At 62.8% G+C, this 14,120-nt stretch carries 14 protein-coding genes; 6 read left to right on the top strand and 8 right to left on the bottom strand.

Annotated elements, in window-relative coordinates; genetic code table 11:
• The first annotated feature begins 27 nt into the window (after window positions 1–27).
• Window positions 28–678 (top strand): glutathione S-transferase family protein, encoded by a 651-nt coding sequence (locus F474_RS05695; RefSeq protein ID WP_097083515.1) that lies wholly within the window; start codon window positions 28–30, stop codon window positions 676–678.
• A gap of 208 nt (window positions 679–886) precedes the next feature.
• Here F474_RS05695 and F474_RS05690 read toward each other — a convergent pair whose 3' ends face one another.
• Window positions 887–1,801: a LysR family transcriptional regulator gene (locus F474_RS05690; protein WP_097083516.1), complete on the bottom strand. Its 915-nt coding sequence runs from the start codon at window positions 1,799–1,801 to the stop codon at window positions 887–889.
• 92 nt (window positions 1,802–1,893) lie between these two features.
• Between F474_RS05690 and F474_RS05685 the strand changes: the two genes are divergently transcribed.
• On the top strand, window positions 1,894–2,331 hold the full coding sequence (locus F474_RS05685; RefSeq protein WP_097083517.1) for an ester cyclase: 438 nt from the start codon (window positions 1,894–1,896) through the stop codon (window positions 2,329–2,331).
• A 65-nt stretch (window positions 2,332–2,396) separates the two neighbouring features.
• Entirely contained in the window at window positions 2,397–3,272 is an 876-nt protein-coding gene (locus F474_RS05680) for an NADP-dependent oxidoreductase (protein WP_218191644.1), read from the top strand.
• 128 nt (window positions 3,273–3,400) lie between these two features.
• Here the strand turns inward: F474_RS05680 and F474_RS05675 are convergent, their stop codons facing one another.
• Together F474_RS05675 and F474_RS05670 are read right to left on the bottom strand one after the other, a co-directional pair.
• The gene (locus tag F474_RS05675) at window positions 3,401–4,486 is read right to left on the bottom strand and encodes an MBL fold metallo-hydrolase (RefSeq protein ID WP_097083519.1); all 1,086 of its coding nucleotides are present in this window, start codon (window positions 4,484–4,486) and stop codon (window positions 3,401–3,403) included.
• A 3-nt stretch (window positions 4,487–4,489) separates the two neighbouring features.
• Window positions 4,490–5,614 carry a zinc-binding alcohol dehydrogenase family protein gene (locus F474_RS05670; RefSeq protein ID WP_097083520.1) on the bottom strand — a complete coding sequence of 375 codons (1,125 nt, stop codon included), beginning with the start codon at window positions 5,612–5,614 and terminating at the stop codon, window positions 4,490–4,492.
• 196 nt (window positions 5,615–5,810) lie between these two features.
• Between F474_RS05670 and F474_RS05665 the strand changes: the two genes are divergently transcribed.
• Window positions 5,811–6,713 carry an AraC family transcriptional regulator gene (locus F474_RS05665; RefSeq protein ID WP_097083521.1) on the top strand — a complete coding sequence of 301 codons (903 nt, stop codon included), beginning with the start codon at window positions 5,811–5,813 and terminating at the stop codon, window positions 6,711–6,713.
• A gap of 185 nt (window positions 6,714–6,898) precedes the next feature.
• Window positions 6,899–8,128 carry a zinc-dependent alcohol dehydrogenase gene (locus F474_RS05660; RefSeq protein ID WP_097083522.1) on the top strand — a complete coding sequence of 410 codons (1,230 nt, stop codon included), beginning with the start codon at window positions 6,899–6,901 and terminating at the stop codon, window positions 8,126–8,128.
• A 14-nt stretch (window positions 8,129–8,142) separates the two neighbouring features.
• Here the strand turns inward: F474_RS05660 and F474_RS05655 are convergent, their stop codons facing one another.
• Window positions 8,143–9,063 carry a hydroxymethylglutaryl-CoA lyase gene (locus F474_RS05655; RefSeq protein ID WP_097083523.1) on the bottom strand — a complete coding sequence of 307 codons (921 nt, stop codon included), beginning with the start codon at window positions 9,061–9,063 and terminating at the stop codon, window positions 8,143–8,145.
• Window positions 9,064–9,241: 178 nt separating this feature from the next.
• Here F474_RS05655 and F474_RS05650 point away from each other — a divergent pair, with 178 nt between their 5' ends.
• Window positions 9,242–9,748 carry a MarR family winged helix-turn-helix transcriptional regulator gene (locus F474_RS05650; protein WP_097083524.1) on the top strand — a complete coding sequence of 169 codons (507 nt, stop codon included), beginning with the start codon at window positions 9,242–9,244 and terminating at the stop codon, window positions 9,746–9,748.
• 42 nt (window positions 9,749–9,790) lie between these two features.
• Here F474_RS05650 and F474_RS05645 read toward each other — a convergent pair whose 3' ends face one another.
• From F474_RS05645 to F474_RS05630, 4 genes are read right to left on the bottom strand one after another with little or no spacing between them, the layout of a single operon-like run.
• Window positions 9,791–11,416 (bottom strand): AMP-binding protein, encoded by a 1,626-nt coding sequence (locus F474_RS05645; RefSeq protein WP_097083525.1) that lies wholly within the window; start codon window positions 11,414–11,416, stop codon window positions 9,791–9,793.
• Window positions 11,409–12,173, bottom strand: a complete 765-nt coding sequence (locus tag F474_RS05640; RefSeq protein WP_097083526.1) for an enoyl-CoA hydratase/isomerase family protein — start codon at window positions 12,171–12,173, stop codon at window positions 11,409–11,411. Before F474_RS05640 ends, F474_RS05645 begins: the two co-directional genes overlap by 8 nt.
• Window positions 12,174–12,182: 9 nt before the next feature.
• Window positions 12,183–13,373: a CaiB/BaiF CoA-transferase family protein gene (locus F474_RS05635; RefSeq protein WP_097083527.1), complete on the bottom strand. Its 1,191-nt coding sequence runs from the start codon at window positions 13,371–13,373 to the stop codon at window positions 12,183–12,185.
• Window positions 13,370–14,110 carry an enoyl-CoA hydratase/isomerase family protein gene (locus tag F474_RS05630; RefSeq protein WP_097083528.1) on the bottom strand — a complete coding sequence of 247 codons (741 nt, stop codon included), beginning with the start codon at window positions 14,108–14,110 and terminating at the stop codon, window positions 13,370–13,372. The genes F474_RS05635 and F474_RS05630 overlap by 4 nt, the downstream gene beginning before the upstream one ends.
• Window positions 14,111–14,120 lie beyond the last annotated feature (10 nt).

Genomic DNA, 14,120 nt, shown 5'->3' with positions numbered 1-14,120 from the left:
CGCCGGGGCGGTCAATCAGGAGGTTGCATGCTTCAAGTGTGGGGGCGTCGCTCATCGTTCAATGTTCAGAAGGTCATGTGGCTGGTGGGTGAGTTAGGCTTGGCTCACCAACATATTTCAGCAGGCGGCCAATACGGTATCAAGGATTCTCCGGAGTTTCTGGCGATGAACCCCCATGGCCGAGTGCCCGTCATTAAAGATGATGATGGAACCGTGGTCTGGGAGTCGCACAGTATTCTCAGGTATCTCTCGGCGCGCCATCGGCACCCCGGTTTTTGGAGTGACGATCCTGCTCAGCGCTCTCAAGCTGATCGGTGGATGGATTGGTCTCAAACCAGCTTGCAGCCCGCTTTTTTGACCGGCGTCTTCTGGGGACTTTATAGAACCCCCGAAGCTCAGAGAGATGCCCAGGCCATTGAGAAAAACATCAGTTTGTGTGCCCACTATTTCGGGTTGCTTGATGAAGTTTTACGCGGGCAACCGTTTCTAGGTGGCGACCACCTGACATTGGCGGACATACCAGTGGGCACCCACCTGTACCGATACTTTTCTCTGGATATTCCCCGGCCGAGCCTGCCTCACGTTGAAGCCTGGTATCAAAGGCTTCAAAGGCGCGAACCTTACCGCCAACATGTCATGGTGCCTTTTGAAGCGCTATTCGGGCGGCTGGATTACTAGGGATAGCGCATCAGAAGGATGTTCGAAGGCCTGGCATCGGAGGGTCAGTTTTGCTCGCGAGTGGGGGCGATTCGAAGGCTGTGTTGTTCCCGCAGCCAATCGTTAAAAAAGTGCAACGCTGCCGAAGACGCAGTAGCGGATACTCGGTGGCGAGGCAGGCGTTGAGCAGTGCCACTGGCCTGCCACGCCGGTATAGGCACAACCCGGTCTATCGAAGCTCGCTGGCCACCGATTCAATCATTGCCCTGAACCACTCCTGGGCAGGGTTGCCGTCTGCGCGACGGTGCCAGATGAGATGAAAGGTAATCTCCGGTAGTGCGACCGGGGGCGGGAACAGTGCCAGCTTCCCACCGGTGGGCGAGCTCAGCGCAATGCGCTTGAGGACGGTGGCGGTCATGCCAGAAGAGGCGATGATCGCAGGCACCGCAAACATCTGAGGCAGGGTCACTGCTAACTTCCGTTGTTTCCCCAACTGGGCCAGTGCCTGATCCACCAACCCATGTCGCTCGCCCTCAGGAGAGGCCAGCACATGGGTGAGCGAGAGGTAAGTGTCGATGTCCATTGCGCGGCGTGCTGCCGGATGGCTATGGGCGATAAGCGTGACGAACGCATCACGCAGAATGGGGCGGGTGAGAATGCGACCGTCTTGATGGCTTGGCAATACGCCGACCGCCGCATCGATCACCCCGGCGTCCAGCATGTCCACGGCATGGTCGCGGTCGTTGAAGGCGTGGACGTTGACCGACAGGTTCGGCGCATGGTCGCTCAACGTTTGCAGCAACCGGGGCAGCAGAACGAAGGCGGGATAATCCGATAAGCCAAGGTTCACCGTGAACACTGCGTCCGCCGGGATAAAGGCGGGTGCTTTTACCAACGCGGTTTTGATCTGATTCAATGCCTGGGCAATAGGCTCGGCCAGTTCACGGGCCCGTGGCGTAGGGAGCAAGCCCTCGGGGCTGCGCAAGAACAGCGGGTCACCCAAGAGCTTACGCAAACGTGAAAGGGCTGCACTCATGGCGGGTTGGCTCACGCCGACTTGAGTCGCTGCGCGGGTAACGTTGCGTTCGTTCATCAAGGCGTTGAAGGCCGCCAGCAAGTTTAGGTCGATCCCGTGATAATCCATGAATCAAATAATCCTATATACCGTTCATTTGTTATTCGGATGTTAGCCCTGCGCTCATACTCCCGCCATACCCACCACCCGAGTGCAGAACGATGAGCACCCCAGCGCTTGCATCCCGGCTTCACACCGAACGCCTTGCCATTGAAACCCTCTATCGTGCCTTCAGTGATAACGATCCCGACCTCGTCGACAGCGTGCTCGCCCCACACTGGGACGACATTCCACTAGCACCAGGCCAAGGCCCGGGCCCTGAGGGCATCAAACCGATTATCCGCAGCCTTGCCGAGGCCTTTCCCGATGTACGCGTCGTCATCCATGACATGATGCAGGCCCCCGGGCGAGTGGCTGTGCGCGCGGAAATCACCGGGACTCATCTGGGCGAATTGTTTGGTATCGCGGCCACGGGGAAAAAAGTGAGCTTGCGCTTGCACGAGTTTCACGCGTTGGAAGAAGGCCGTGTCGTGACCACCTGGCACATGGAGGACTGGTTCGGCCTGTTCCTGCAACTTGGTCAATTCCCTAAAGCCTGAGCGACCCCGAGAAACCCATCATGAAAACAGCCTCTATTTCTGCATTCGGCGGCCCAGAAGTCGTCATGCTGAACACTGCCAGCCCGTGCCAGCCGGCGGGGGACGAAGCCCTCGTGCGCATCGAGGCAGCCAGTGTCAACCCGCTGGATCTGAAGATCATTGCCGGGTACATGCAGCCGGTCTTTCCCATAGCGTTGCCGTACATTCCAGGTACTGATTTCAGCGGGGTCGTCCACAGCGTGGGTGAGCACGTGAAGCACCTGAAGCCCGGCGATCGCGTGTTTGGTCGCAGCGCGCCCACCGCCGGTGGCGCTTTCGCCCAGCAACTGACGATCGCTGCGACCGACCTGTGCGTGATCCCTGCCTCCATGAGCTTCGAGCAGGCGGCGGCGTTGCCGACAGCCTTTGGTACTGCCTGGCAGGCGTTGTTCGACGTGGGCCAATTGGCCGGCGGCCAGCGGGTTTTGATACATGGGGCGGCGGGCGGCGTGGGCAGCATGGCGGTGCAGTTGGCGCATATGGCCGGTGCCTACGTGATCGGCACGGCCTCCGCGCGCAATATTGCGCTGCTGACAAGCCTGGGCGCAGACGAGGTGATCGATTACCGCAATCAGGATTTCACCAGCCTGCGAGATATCGACCTGGTGATAGATACCATAGGCGGCCCGACCCTGGAGAGTTCGTGGCCAACATTGGGCGTGGGCGGCCGTATTGCGACCCTTGTGGAGTTCGACATTGAACCCCGTGACGGTCACGCCGGGGACGCTGTGTTCTTTGCCAGCGCCACGCCATTTCTGCAAAAGGCTGTTCGGGGCTTCAGTGCTGGGCAGTTGCAGGTGGTGACTGACGCGATCTTTACTCTGGATGAGGCTCGCGCTGCGCTGGAGAAGGTCGCCACCGGGCACGCCTGCGGGAAAGTGATCATCCGCACGGCCCACTGATTCCGCAGCCGTATACCTCGGCGATGGCCCTGTTTGGTACCCAGAACGAGCGCCCGAAGTCCCCTGCATGTCACGTCGCTTCCGACAGCCTTGCGCCCGGTTTCAGCGTGATACATGTAGGGGCTTGTTCATGGCATTCCCTCCCACCAACGCACATTGACCCTGGCTCGCCCAAGGGTCATGGGCTCACCCAGCTCGGGGGTTGCCAGCGCAACGCCATGGGTGTCGGCCAAGTGGGCAATGGCCTTCAGCGGCTCGCTCCACCCATGGAAGGCAAGGTCGAAGGTACTGTTGTGGATGGGCACCAGCAGCTTGGCCTGCAAGTCCAGAAACGCTTGCATGGTTTCTTCCGGGCGCATGTGAACGCTGGGCCACGCAGGGTCATAGGCACCGTTTTCGATACAGGCAGCGTCGAAGCCACCAAAGCGCTCGCCGATCTCCCGGAAACCTTGAAAGTAGCCTGAGTCGCCGCTGAAAAACAGCCGCTGCCCGGCCGACTCGAACACCCACGAGGCCCATAGGGTTTGGTTGGTATCCCACGGCCCACGGCCGGAGAAATGCTGAGCTGGGGTGGCTGTGACCACCAGCCCCTCGACTGTCGCAGACTGCCACCAGTCGAGCTCGGTGATACGCTCGGCCGGCACGCCCATGCCTGTCAGGCGGGCCTTCAGGCCTAGTGGCACCAAGTAGTGGCGGGCGCGGGTGGAAAGCAGGGCGATCGTCGGCGCATCAAGATGATCGTAATGGTCGTGCGAGATGACCACGCCCTCGACGTCAGGCAAGATCTCCAGCCGCAGCGGTGGCTCACTGTACCGGCGCGGGCCTACGAAGCTAAAGGGTGATGCGCGCAGGCTCAGCATGGGGTCGACGAGCCAGTACTTGCCCTGTAGTTTCAGCAGTAGCGAGGAATGGCCGAGACGGATCAGGTGGTTGGCGTTGTTGTCCAGGCCTTCGAGCATCTGCCCGGAGAGAGGCTGCACTGGGATGGCGGCCTGCGGCACGGTGCCTACCTTGCGACGGAACAGGGTGCGCAACCCCGCTCGCCAATTGCCGGCGCCTGCGTCTGCGGGCAAGGCGCCCTGGTTATGGAACACACCGCCGGCATATTGGGGGGAGTTTGCATAAGGCGACACGCTGGGGTGAACGCTGCTGAACGTGCAGCCGGCAATCAGTGGCAGGCCAAGTATGCTGCGGCATAGGTTTTTCGCGCGCATGGGTCAGAGCGTCACAACCAGCTTCGTGGCCGATACACCTGCTTGGTGCAATGCCATTGCTGCGGGTATCGCTTCCAGGCCGTGGCCTGCAACCTGACAGGGCGGGCTGGGGATGAACTGGCCGCGGGCCAGGGCCTCGGGCAGGTAATCCTGGAAGATCATCGGGCCCACCTCATTGTGAATAAGGGCTGTGCCCCATACAAACGGCACCGCCACACCGCGCCGTTTGGCACGCCATGCCAATTTCAGCAGGCCGGTTGCGTTATGGGCCAGCGTAGGTAATAGCTTGCGCAAGCGCCCGCGGCCGGCGGGGATGCCGTCGAAGGTGGCAGGCGGCGTGACCACGGCCACAGTGAGTACGCCGCCTGCGGCCACGACCAAGTCCAGGCAGGCCGCTGCGGCACCCGGCCCGATCGCCACCGCGCCCACGCAGCATGCCTGGCCCAGCGCGCCCAACAGGTCGGCGGCCACGGTGGCGCTGCGGTAGTCAAAGGCCTGGCGTGCGCCCAACGCCTGTACGAACCCAAAATTCCCGGGTGAGCAAGTGGTCAGCACATCGTAGCCGGCCGCTACAGCCAGCTGGATCGCATTGGCACCGACGCTGGTCGAGCCGCCCCAAACGATAAGGGTTTCATTACGGCGCTGCGGCTGCGCCTGGGGCGGGGCGAGGGCCAGGAACCTGTCCTGAAACAAGGCGCAGGCTGCGGTCGCCACCCCTAGCGGCAGCACACAGGCTTGGGTGTAACTCATCTGGGCGGGCAAGGGCGTGATCATGTGTTCGAGCAGCACGACGTAGTCTTGAAACGCACCTTCAGCCGCCCGATTGCGTTGCTTATCGGCACCGCCGGCAAGGCCCAGCACCCGATCTCCCGGCCGAAAGCGGGTAACGGCCTCACCGGTTTCGACGACATCGCCTGCCAGATCATGCCCAACGACCATGGGATATTTCAGCCACGGACAAGCAAGCGAGCCGATGGTCTGCAGATGCCGATCGAATGGATTGAGCGCGACGGCGCGCGTGCGCACCACCACTTCGTTGCCGCGTGGCGCGGTATAGGGCGCTGGCCCCGGGCGGAAAGCCGCCTGCTTGGCGGCGAGCCACAAGGCGTTGTTGACGGTATCCTGCATGATGCGCTCCCAGACGTTGAGCGCTCATCTTAGGGAGGGCAGCATGAATGAAAAATGCGCAAACATCGCAGATGTCGTCGCATTCGTCCAAAGAGCACCGGTGAGCCGGGTGCGCCTGGCCCGTTGGCTGCAGCCGGCAGGCTCTATCGCCCATGCAGATGATGTTCGGCGCGAATGCTCGCGTGGGGGATGATTGATGGATCCGCTGTCAGAAGTGCTGTCGATGTTGCGTCCGGCTCACTATGCCTTCCGCGGCCTGGAAGCCGGTGGACGCTGGTCTTTGCATTATCCCGCCGACGGCTCGCTGAAATGCTTCGCCGTTACCCTGGGCAGTTGCTGGTTGTATGGCGATGCACCCGTTGGCCAACGCAGATTGCTGCAAGGGGACGTGGTGATAGTGTCGGGCAGCAGCGCCTTGCGTTTGTGCAGCGACGTCGAAACTCAGCCGGTCGATGTCGCTGAGGCACTGACGGTGGTGGGGCCGGGCAATGTGGCGCAAATCGGGGCAGGCATCGACTGCGCCGGGCTGGGTGGTTACCTTGGCTTCGACCAGACCCATGCCCGCCTATTGCTCAACTTGTTGCCAGCGGTATTGCACGTCGGCTCTGCCACCGGGCAGGCCTTGCGGGTCTCGATTTCGCGGCTGATGGAAGAGCTGCGCAGCCCCCGGCCAGGGGGGGAGTTGATGGCCAGCCATTTCGCTCAGGTGCTCCTCATCGAAGCCCTGCGTCATCACCTCGACGCGGCAGTTTCAGGCCGCGGAAACTGGCTGTATGCGCTGCACGACACCAAGCTGAGCGCAGCGCTCAGCGCTATTCATGCCAACCCAGGGCACCCCTGGACCGTTGCCTTGCTTGCAAGCGCGGCGGGCATGTCGCGTTCAGCGTTTGCCGCGCACTTTGCCGAGACGGTGGGCGAGGCGCCCATGGCTTACGTCACCCGGTGGCGAATGTTGCTGGCCTGCGAACGCCTGGCCGTCAAAGGGGCCACCATCAGCCGGGTTGCGACGTCGCTCGGTTATGCGTCCGATAGTGCCTTCGGAGCGGCGTTCAAACGGGTGCTCGGCGTGTCGCCACGAAAGGTAGGTGCTGCGCAATGACACCTCGGTTCGTTTCTGATCAAAGCGCCTGCTTCAGGAGGATGTGGTTGCGCTCACAAACCTTGCGGCAGAGCGTGGCGAGCGGCTTGGCATTGGCCAACTGACCCTCCGTCTGCCGGCTGCGCACAACTTATGAACTACGCAGGCGTGTGATTCCTCCCACTTATACATCAGGAGGAATCACCATGCGCGCACTGACCTATCACGGCCCCCACAAGGTTCAGGTGGATAACGTTCCCGAACCCGTTCTCGAAGCCGATGACGACATCATTCTCAGGGTAACGTCCACAGCAATCTGTGGCTCGGACCTGCATTTGTATCGTGGCAAGATCCCCAAAACAGAACATGGCGATATTTTTGGCCACGAGTTCATGGGAGTGGTCGAAGAGGCCGGCTCTGCCGTGACCGCGGTCCAGCCCGGTGACAGGGTGGTTATCCCATTCGTGATTGCCTGCGGCAGCTGCTTTTTCTGCAACCACGACCTGTTCGCAGCCTGTGAAACGACCAACACTGGCCGGGGTGCGATTCTCAACAAGAAGGCGATCCCGCCTGGCGCGGCGCTGTTTGGTTTCAGCCATCTATACGGCGGTATCCCTGGAGGCCAAGCCGAATTCGTGCGGGTGCCCAAGGCGAACACAGGCCCTTTCAAGGTGCCTGGCACGTTGGCCGATGAGAAAGTGCTGTTCCTCTCGGACATCCTGCCGACGGCCTATCAAGCGGTTCTCAACAGCGAAGTGGTGAAGGGTGGCAGCCTGGTCATCTATGGGGCTGGGCCTGTGGGGTTGCTGTGCGCGGCAGTGGCGCGAATGATCGGCGTCGAGCAGTTGTTCATGGTCGACCACCATGCCTACCGGCTTGCCTATGCGCAAAAGACCTATGGGGTCATACCGATCAACTTCGATGAAGACGATGATCCCGCCGCCAGCATCATCGAACAGACGGCAGGCCAGCGCGGCGTCGACGGCGCGATCGACGCGGTCGGGTTCGAAGCCAAAGGCAGCACGACCGAGACGATACTGGCTACCCTCAAGCTCGAAGGCAGCAGCGGTAAAGCACTGCGGCAGTGCATTGCAGCCGTCCGGCGCGGTGGCGTAGTCAGTGTGCCTGGCGTTTACGCCGGGTTCATTCACGGGTTCATGTTTGGTGATGCCTTCGATAAAGGCTTGACCTTCCGCATGGGCCAGACCCATGTGCACCGTTTCTTGCCTGAGCTGCTCGAGCAGATCGAGCGCGGGGCGTTGCAGCCTGATGCGATCATCACCCACCGGTTGTCGTTGGAGCAGGCCGCCACTGGCTATGAGATCTTCGACAAGAAACAGGAAGACTGCCGCAAGGTCATCCTGACGCCGGGTTCGCCCGATATCGCGTTGCCCGTGGGCGATGGCGACGAGGTGGGTGCAGTGCCGGCTGTTTGAGCCTTGGGCACCGATCATAGCAGCGGGCTCAAGCCGCTGCGTATGACGCGGCTGTGAAGCTCGCGGCCCAGCGCACCCTCGCACTCGGCCGCTACGCTGAGCAGGCCTTGAAGGTCGATGCCGGTGTGTACTCCCATCGCCTCGAGCAGGTTCACCCAATCCTCTGTGCTGACATTGCCGGTGTGCCCCCCACCATAGGTGACTTTGGCGGGGTGGCCGCCCACGCCGCCAAAGGCACAATCGAACCAACTTACCCCCGCGTCCAGTGCTGCGACGTAATTGGCAAGGCCAGTGGCCCGGGTGTCGTGAAAGTGTGCGATAGGGGTGACCTCCGGTGCTGCTTGCGTCATGGCCGTGCAGAGCCGGCGCACGCTGGCGGGGGTGGCAACACCGGTGGTGTCGCCCAGTGTGACGTGGGTCACCCCGAGCCGCGCGAAGCGCTCGACGTCGGCCAGAACCTGCTCTTGAGCCACTCGCCCCTCGAACGGGCAGCCGAATGCAACCGAAATCGTGCCGATCAACCGAAAGCGCCCCTGTGCGGCGCCTGCCATCGCGGCAATGTTGGCCCACTGATCTTCACGGCTGCGCTTGAGGTTTTTTTGCGAATGGCTCTCTGAGGCTGAAACCAGCAAGCTGATCTCATTGGCGCCATGGCCGGCTGCCTGATCTGCCAGCGCACGCTCCACCGCCCGCACATTGGCGCAGGTGGCCTTGTAGAAAGCCCCCTGGCGCCTCGGCAGTTGCGCCAGCAACTCACTGGCGTCGGCGAATTGTGGCACCACGCTTGGGTTGGAGTAGGAGGTGGCTTCGATGCGGCTGAAACCCAATGCTGCGAAGCGGTCTATCAGCGCAATCTTACGTTCAGTGGCAAGGAATTCAGGCTCGTGTTGCAAGCCATCGCGGGCAAAGCATTCGCACAAAGTCACGTCGGCCATGGCTGGCTACTCCGCTACAGATGATTGATATCGCCACAAGTTGTGGGGCCGCATACAATGCGATGGCCTTGGCGCTCAGCCGGTAAACCAGACCCTGGCGCTGTTTGCTGAACCCAAGCTTCTGGTTTTTTAGTTGATAATGTCAATCATATTTTTGAGACTGTGAGGTAAATGCCCCGTGCCTGCATCCCGTAACGCTTCCGGGCAAGCGTCGCCTGAGCCGCATGACCTGCGTGATCTGGTGTCTTTTCAGCTGCGCCAGCTGAGCAACCTCTACACCAAGAACACAGCCAGCGTGTACCAACGCAAGTTCGGCCTGACGATGAACGAGTGGCGGCTGATCGCATTGCTCAGCACTGCGGGCTCGCTGTCACTGAACCGCCTGGCTGCCCAGGCTCAGTTCGACAAAGGGCTGACCAGCCGCATCGTCCTCAAGCTCACCGAGCGAGGCCTGGTGCAGCGCGCCGTAGACCCGGAAGACGCCCGTGGCGTGGCCCTGTCACTGACCGCCCAAGGGCAGTCGCTGGTGGCCGAAGTGTTCCCGGAGGCGGTGGAGCTGAATCGCCAGTTGCAGTCGGTGCTCACGCGCAAGGAACGGGAGGTCTTGTTGCAAGCGCTTGAAAAGCTCACGCACCAGGCGCGGGCCATGCTGGATCGTGAACGCGAAGACGCCCAGCAGGCGTGATTCCAGCGCTGCAGTATTGCGCAACGGCCTTGCCCGCGGCCGCTACAACCCGAAGGCGGCGATGGCGTGCTCGCGCAACTTGTTCTTCTGCACCTTGCTTGAGCCGGTCATGCCGATACTGTCGAAATCCTCTACCACCTTGAGGTAGCGCGGCACCTTGAAATTGGCGCTGCGGTCTTTGCAGAAGGCGATGATCGCCTCGGGCTCTGCTTGCTGGCCTTCGCGCAACGTCACGTACGCCGCCGGCACTTCGCCCAGGCGCGGGTCTGGCACACCCACTACCTGGGCCAGCTCGACGGCCGGGTGTTTGAGCAGCACTTGCTCCACCTCCAGCGGAGATACGTTTTCGCCACCTACGCGGAACATGTCTTTGAGCCGGCCCACGAAGCGCAGGCGCCCGCGCGCATCGAGCTGGCCCAGGTCACCAGTATGCAACCACCCCTCACGCAACGCCTCGGCGGTTTTGTCCGCAAGCTTGTAGTAGCCCTTCATCAGGCTCCAGCCACTGGCGCAGATTTCCCCAACCTCGCCGGCGGGCAATGCCTGGCCGGTGGCGGGGTCGCGAATTTCGATGCTGATACCTGCATGCGGCAGCATGTAACCGTCAATGCGCAGTGCCAGCGGCTCATCGGCAGCAGATATCACCAGGTTCGGTGCCGCTTCCGACAACCCGTAGGCATTGCAGATACCCACGGCGCCCATGCGCTCGACCACTTGTTGCAGGATCTGCGGGCTGGCTGCCGCCCAACCGCCGCGCAGGCACAGCCTTGCCGGGTCGAAGCTCGGCTCGGCCAGCATCATCAGGAACATCGTGTCGTTGCCAGAGGTGAGGGTGCAGCGTTCCTCGGCCATGGCCTGCAGCGCCAGGGCCGGGTCGAAGGTGCGGGCGGTGACCAGGCAGGCACCTTTGACCAACGCCACCAACAGCGACATCGTGCTACCTGAAACGTGATAGAACGGCCGTGGGCTGTAGTAGCGGTCACTGGGGAGCACCCCAATACGTTCGGCGACCGACTGGGCCACCCCCAGCATCGAGGCATGGCTGAGCATTACCCCTTTGGGATGCGAGGTGGTACCGGAGGTCAGCTGGATCAAGAGGGTGTCATCGGGGTGCACCGCAGCCCGTGCAGTGGCCAGGGCTGCGTCGCTGATACGCTCGCCAGCGGCGAGGAACGCCGGGTATGCCAGCGCACCGCGGGGTACCTGTTCACCCTCCACGACCAAGGTATGCAGCAAGGGCAGCCGGCTACCCGGCAGTTGGCTATCCAGCCCCGGCTCGACCTCACGCAGCATGCCAATGAAGTCGATCTTGTCCAGGAAGCGATCGACGCACAGCAGCGTGCGCACCTCTTCGTGAGCCAGGCCGTAGCTAAGCTCCTCGACGCGAAAGCGGGTGTTCATGGGTACGCTGACCAACCCAATGGATGCTGCGGCATACCAATGCACGGCCCAGGTCACCGAGTTGCCGCGCAGCAGCCCCACGTGGTCACCGTGTTCCAGGCCCAGTGCCAGCAGCGCCTTGGCCACCTGGTCGGCCTCGGCGATCAGCTGCCGGTAGGTCAGGCGGCGCGTTTCATCCACCAACGCTTCGGCCTCGGGGTACTTGCCGGCCACTTCGGCCAGCACGGCCCATAGCGATTGGCGAACAGGAGAAATCGAATCAATCACGGCCAGTGCCTCCGCTGAAAGTGCTCATGCCGGCCTTCCACACACCAGCGTTAAGGTTCTCTTCGATCGCCAGAATTTCCCGCGCCAGGGCGCCATGGCGGCTGTCATCGAGGCCGCTGTCGATCAGCCGCTTGGCACTGCGCAGTGCATGGCTTGGCCCATCGGCGATGGTGGCCGCCAGCTCGTCCACGCAGGCGGCCAGCGCTTCACGCGCAACCACGCGGTTGACCAAGCCAATGCGCAATGCCTCCTGCGCCTCGACGGCACGGCCGCTGAACATCAACTCCTTGGCCATCCGCCGGCCGACGATGCGCGGCAGGCGCTGGGTCGCACCTACGGTACCCCAGCGCGCCTCGGGGTAGCGCAAGCTGGCGTGGCTGGAGGCGATGACAAAATCACAGGCACAGGCAATTTCGCAGCCTGAGCCCACCGCTGGCCCGTCGAGCACCGCGAACACTGGAATCGGCAGCGCTTCGATCGCCGCATACAGCGCAAAGGCACGCAGCCGGCGGGCGCGAATCTGATCGTCGTCCATGCCTTGGCGTTCTTTGAGATCGGCACCTGCGCAGAACACCGGGCCGTTGGCATCGATGATCAATACGTGAATGGCCGGGTTCTCTGCCACCGCCAGCACTGCTTGGTGCAGGTCGTGGCACAGGGCCGTGTTCAGTGCGTTGCGGGCTTGCGGCCGATTGAGCGTGAGGCGGGCGATCGGCCGTGAAGGGTCGATCTGCAATGCTGCGGTGGTGAGGTTCATGGCAGGCCCTCAGGCGTCTTGTTGTTGTGGTTGCCCGCTGGCAAGGCCCAGCTGCTGGAGAATGCGCTCGGTGTGCTCACCCAGCAACGGTGGGCGCCCCGGCTGCGGATCGTCGAAGCCGTCGAAGCGATAGGGCAGGCGAATGGCCGGGAAACGCCCTGCGTGCGGGTGCTCGAAGTGGCTGATCACCCCGCGCGCTTGCAGGTGCGGGTCGGCCATGACTTCGTCGAGGTTCTTCAGCGGCCCGGCAGGCACGCCCATGGCGTCGCAGGCCTGGCACAATTGCTCGCGGGTCATCTGCACGCAGGCGCCGGCCAGCGCCGCCATGACTTCCTCGCGGTGGCGCACCCGGCCGCTGTTGGCTTGCAGCCGAGGGTCCTGGCCCAAGGCGTCGAGCCCCAGCAGCTTGCACAGCGGTTGCCAATGTTGATCGGCCCCGGTGATGTGCACGTAGTTGCCGTCAGCGCAGCGAAAACTCGCCGACGGCACGCGCCCCGGGTGTTCGGTGCCCATGCGTTCCGGCACCTCGTCGAGGGCGAAAAACCGCGCAGCAGCCAGTGACAGAAGCGGTATTTGTGCATCGAGCATGGAGAAATCCAGATAGGCCCCTTTGCCTTGCGCCTTCGCCCCTTGCAACATCGCCAGCACACCCAGGGCGATCCATAACCCGGAGGTCATATCTGCAACGGGCGCGCCGGGCTTGACCGGCCCGCCGCCGTGTTCGCCGGTCAGGCTCATCAGGCCGCTCATGGCTTGGAACACCGTGTCGTAACCTTTGCGCTTGGCATACGGGCCCGTCTGCCCGAAGCCTGTGCAGGACACGTACACCAGCGCCGGGTTGACGGCGCGCAGGTCTGCCCATGCCAGGCCGTACCGGGCCAGGGTGCCGGTCGGGAAATTCTCGAGCACCACATCGGCCTCGGCCACCAACCGGCGCACCGCCTCCTGGCCCGGCGCGCTGCGAAGGTCGAGCGTGATCGACTGCTTGCTGCGGTTGAACGCGTAGTAATAGGCGCTGCGTTCGTGGCCTGGCTCGGCCTGCTCACCCACAAACGGCTCATAGCCCCGGGTTTCGTCGCCTGCGCCGGGCTGCTCGATCTTGATCACACGGGCGCCAAGCTCGGCCAGGATCATGCCCGCAAGCGGGCATGCCAGTACGCGCGCCATTTCCACCACGGTGACACCTTCGAGGGGCTTCATGCCGTTTGCTCCGTGGCAAAGGCGCGCATGCGGGCGTTGAGCGCCTGGCCACGCTTGAGCCCTTCGCTGAAGGGCAGCTCGGCGACCTCATGGAAGATGGCCTTGGTCGCCTGCATCGCTTTCACCGGATGCGCGGCCAATGCCTGTGCCAGCGCCAGCGCCTCGGGTACCACTGTTTCGGCCTCGACGATCCGGTTGGCCATGCCCAGCCTCAGCGCTTCGTCGGCTTCGACAGTGCGCCCGGTGGCTACCAGCTCGAAGGCGATTTTGCGCCCCAGATGCTCGACCAGCCCGGCCATGACGATGGCAGCGACAATGCCGTGCTTCACCTCTGGATAGGCGAACCGCGCTGCCGGGCTGGCCAATACCAGGTCGCACGACAACGCCAGGCCAGCCCCGCCGCCCATGGCATAGCCGTTGACCGCGGCGATGAGCGGCTTGCGCAACCGCTTGCCCAACCCCTGCAGCTCCGTGGTCAGTGCAGCGCGCTGCTCTACCAGCCCCTGGTTGGCCGGCGTCAACTCGGCAAACTCCCGGGTATCGGCCCCAGCGCAAAAGCCTCGCCCAGCGCCGGTGATCACGATGGCGCGTACGCCATCGTCCCTGTCGGCGGCCTTCAGGGTATCCACTAGCGCGGATGTCAGTGCGAAATTCAGCGCATTGAGCTTGTCGGGGCGGTTCAAAGTGATCAGTTGCACGCCGTTCTCGACGCGGGTAAGCAGGACGGAATCAGTCACGGTGTGTTCC

The organism is Pseudomonas sp. URIL14HWK12:I12, from assembly GCF_003097135.1.
Taxonomy (GTDB): Bacteria; Pseudomonadota; Gammaproteobacteria; order Pseudomonadales; family Pseudomonadaceae; genus Aquipseudomonas.
Note: the sequence above shows the minus strand (reverse complement) of the source record. Positions and strands in the feature narration are given on the sequence as shown.

What these genes read in the sequence shown, in the direction of transcription:
- F474_RS05690 (WP_097083516.1), bottom strand. Translation starts at nt 1,801, where the DNA reads ATGGATTATCACGGGATCGACCTAAACTTGCTGGCGGCCTTCAACGCC.
- F474_RS05655 (WP_097083523.1), bottom strand. Translation starts at nt 9,063, where the DNA reads ATGGCCGACGTGACTTTGTGCGAATGCTTTGCCCGCGATGGCTTGCAA.
- F474_RS05665 (WP_097083521.1), top strand. Translation starts at nt 5,811, where the DNA reads ATGGATCCGCTGTCAGAAGTGCTGTCGATGTTGCGTCCGGCTCACTAT.
- F474_RS05680 (WP_218191644.1), top strand. Translation starts at nt 2,397, where the DNA reads ATGCTGAACACTGCCAGCCCGTGCCAGCCGGCGGGGGACGAAGCCCTC.
- F474_RS05670 (WP_097083520.1), bottom strand. Translation starts at nt 5,614, where the DNA reads ATGCAGGATACCGTCAACAACGCCTTGTGGCTCGCCGCCAAGCAGGCG.
- F474_RS05675 (WP_097083519.1), bottom strand. Translation starts at nt 4,486, where the DNA reads ATGCGCGCGAAAAACCTATGCCGCAGCATACTTGGCCTGCCACTGATT.
- F474_RS05685 (WP_097083517.1), top strand. Translation starts at nt 1,894, where the DNA reads ATGAGCACCCCAGCGCTTGCATCCCGGCTTCACACCGAACGCCTTGCC.
- F474_RS05635 (WP_097083527.1), bottom strand. Translation starts at nt 13,373, where the DNA reads ATGAAGCCCCTCGAAGGTGTCACCGTGGTGGAAATGGCGCGCGTACTG.
- F474_RS05660 (WP_097083522.1), top strand. Translation starts at nt 6,899, where the DNA reads ATGCGCGCACTGACCTATCACGGCCCCCACAAGGTTCAGGTGGATAAC.
- F474_RS05695 (WP_097083515.1), top strand. Translation starts at nt 28, where the DNA reads ATGCTTCAAGTGTGGGGGCGTCGCTCATCGTTCAATGTTCAGAAGGTC.
- F474_RS05640 (WP_097083526.1), bottom strand. Translation starts at nt 12,173, where the DNA reads ATGAACCTCACCACCGCAGCATTGCAGATCGACCCTTCACGGCCGATC.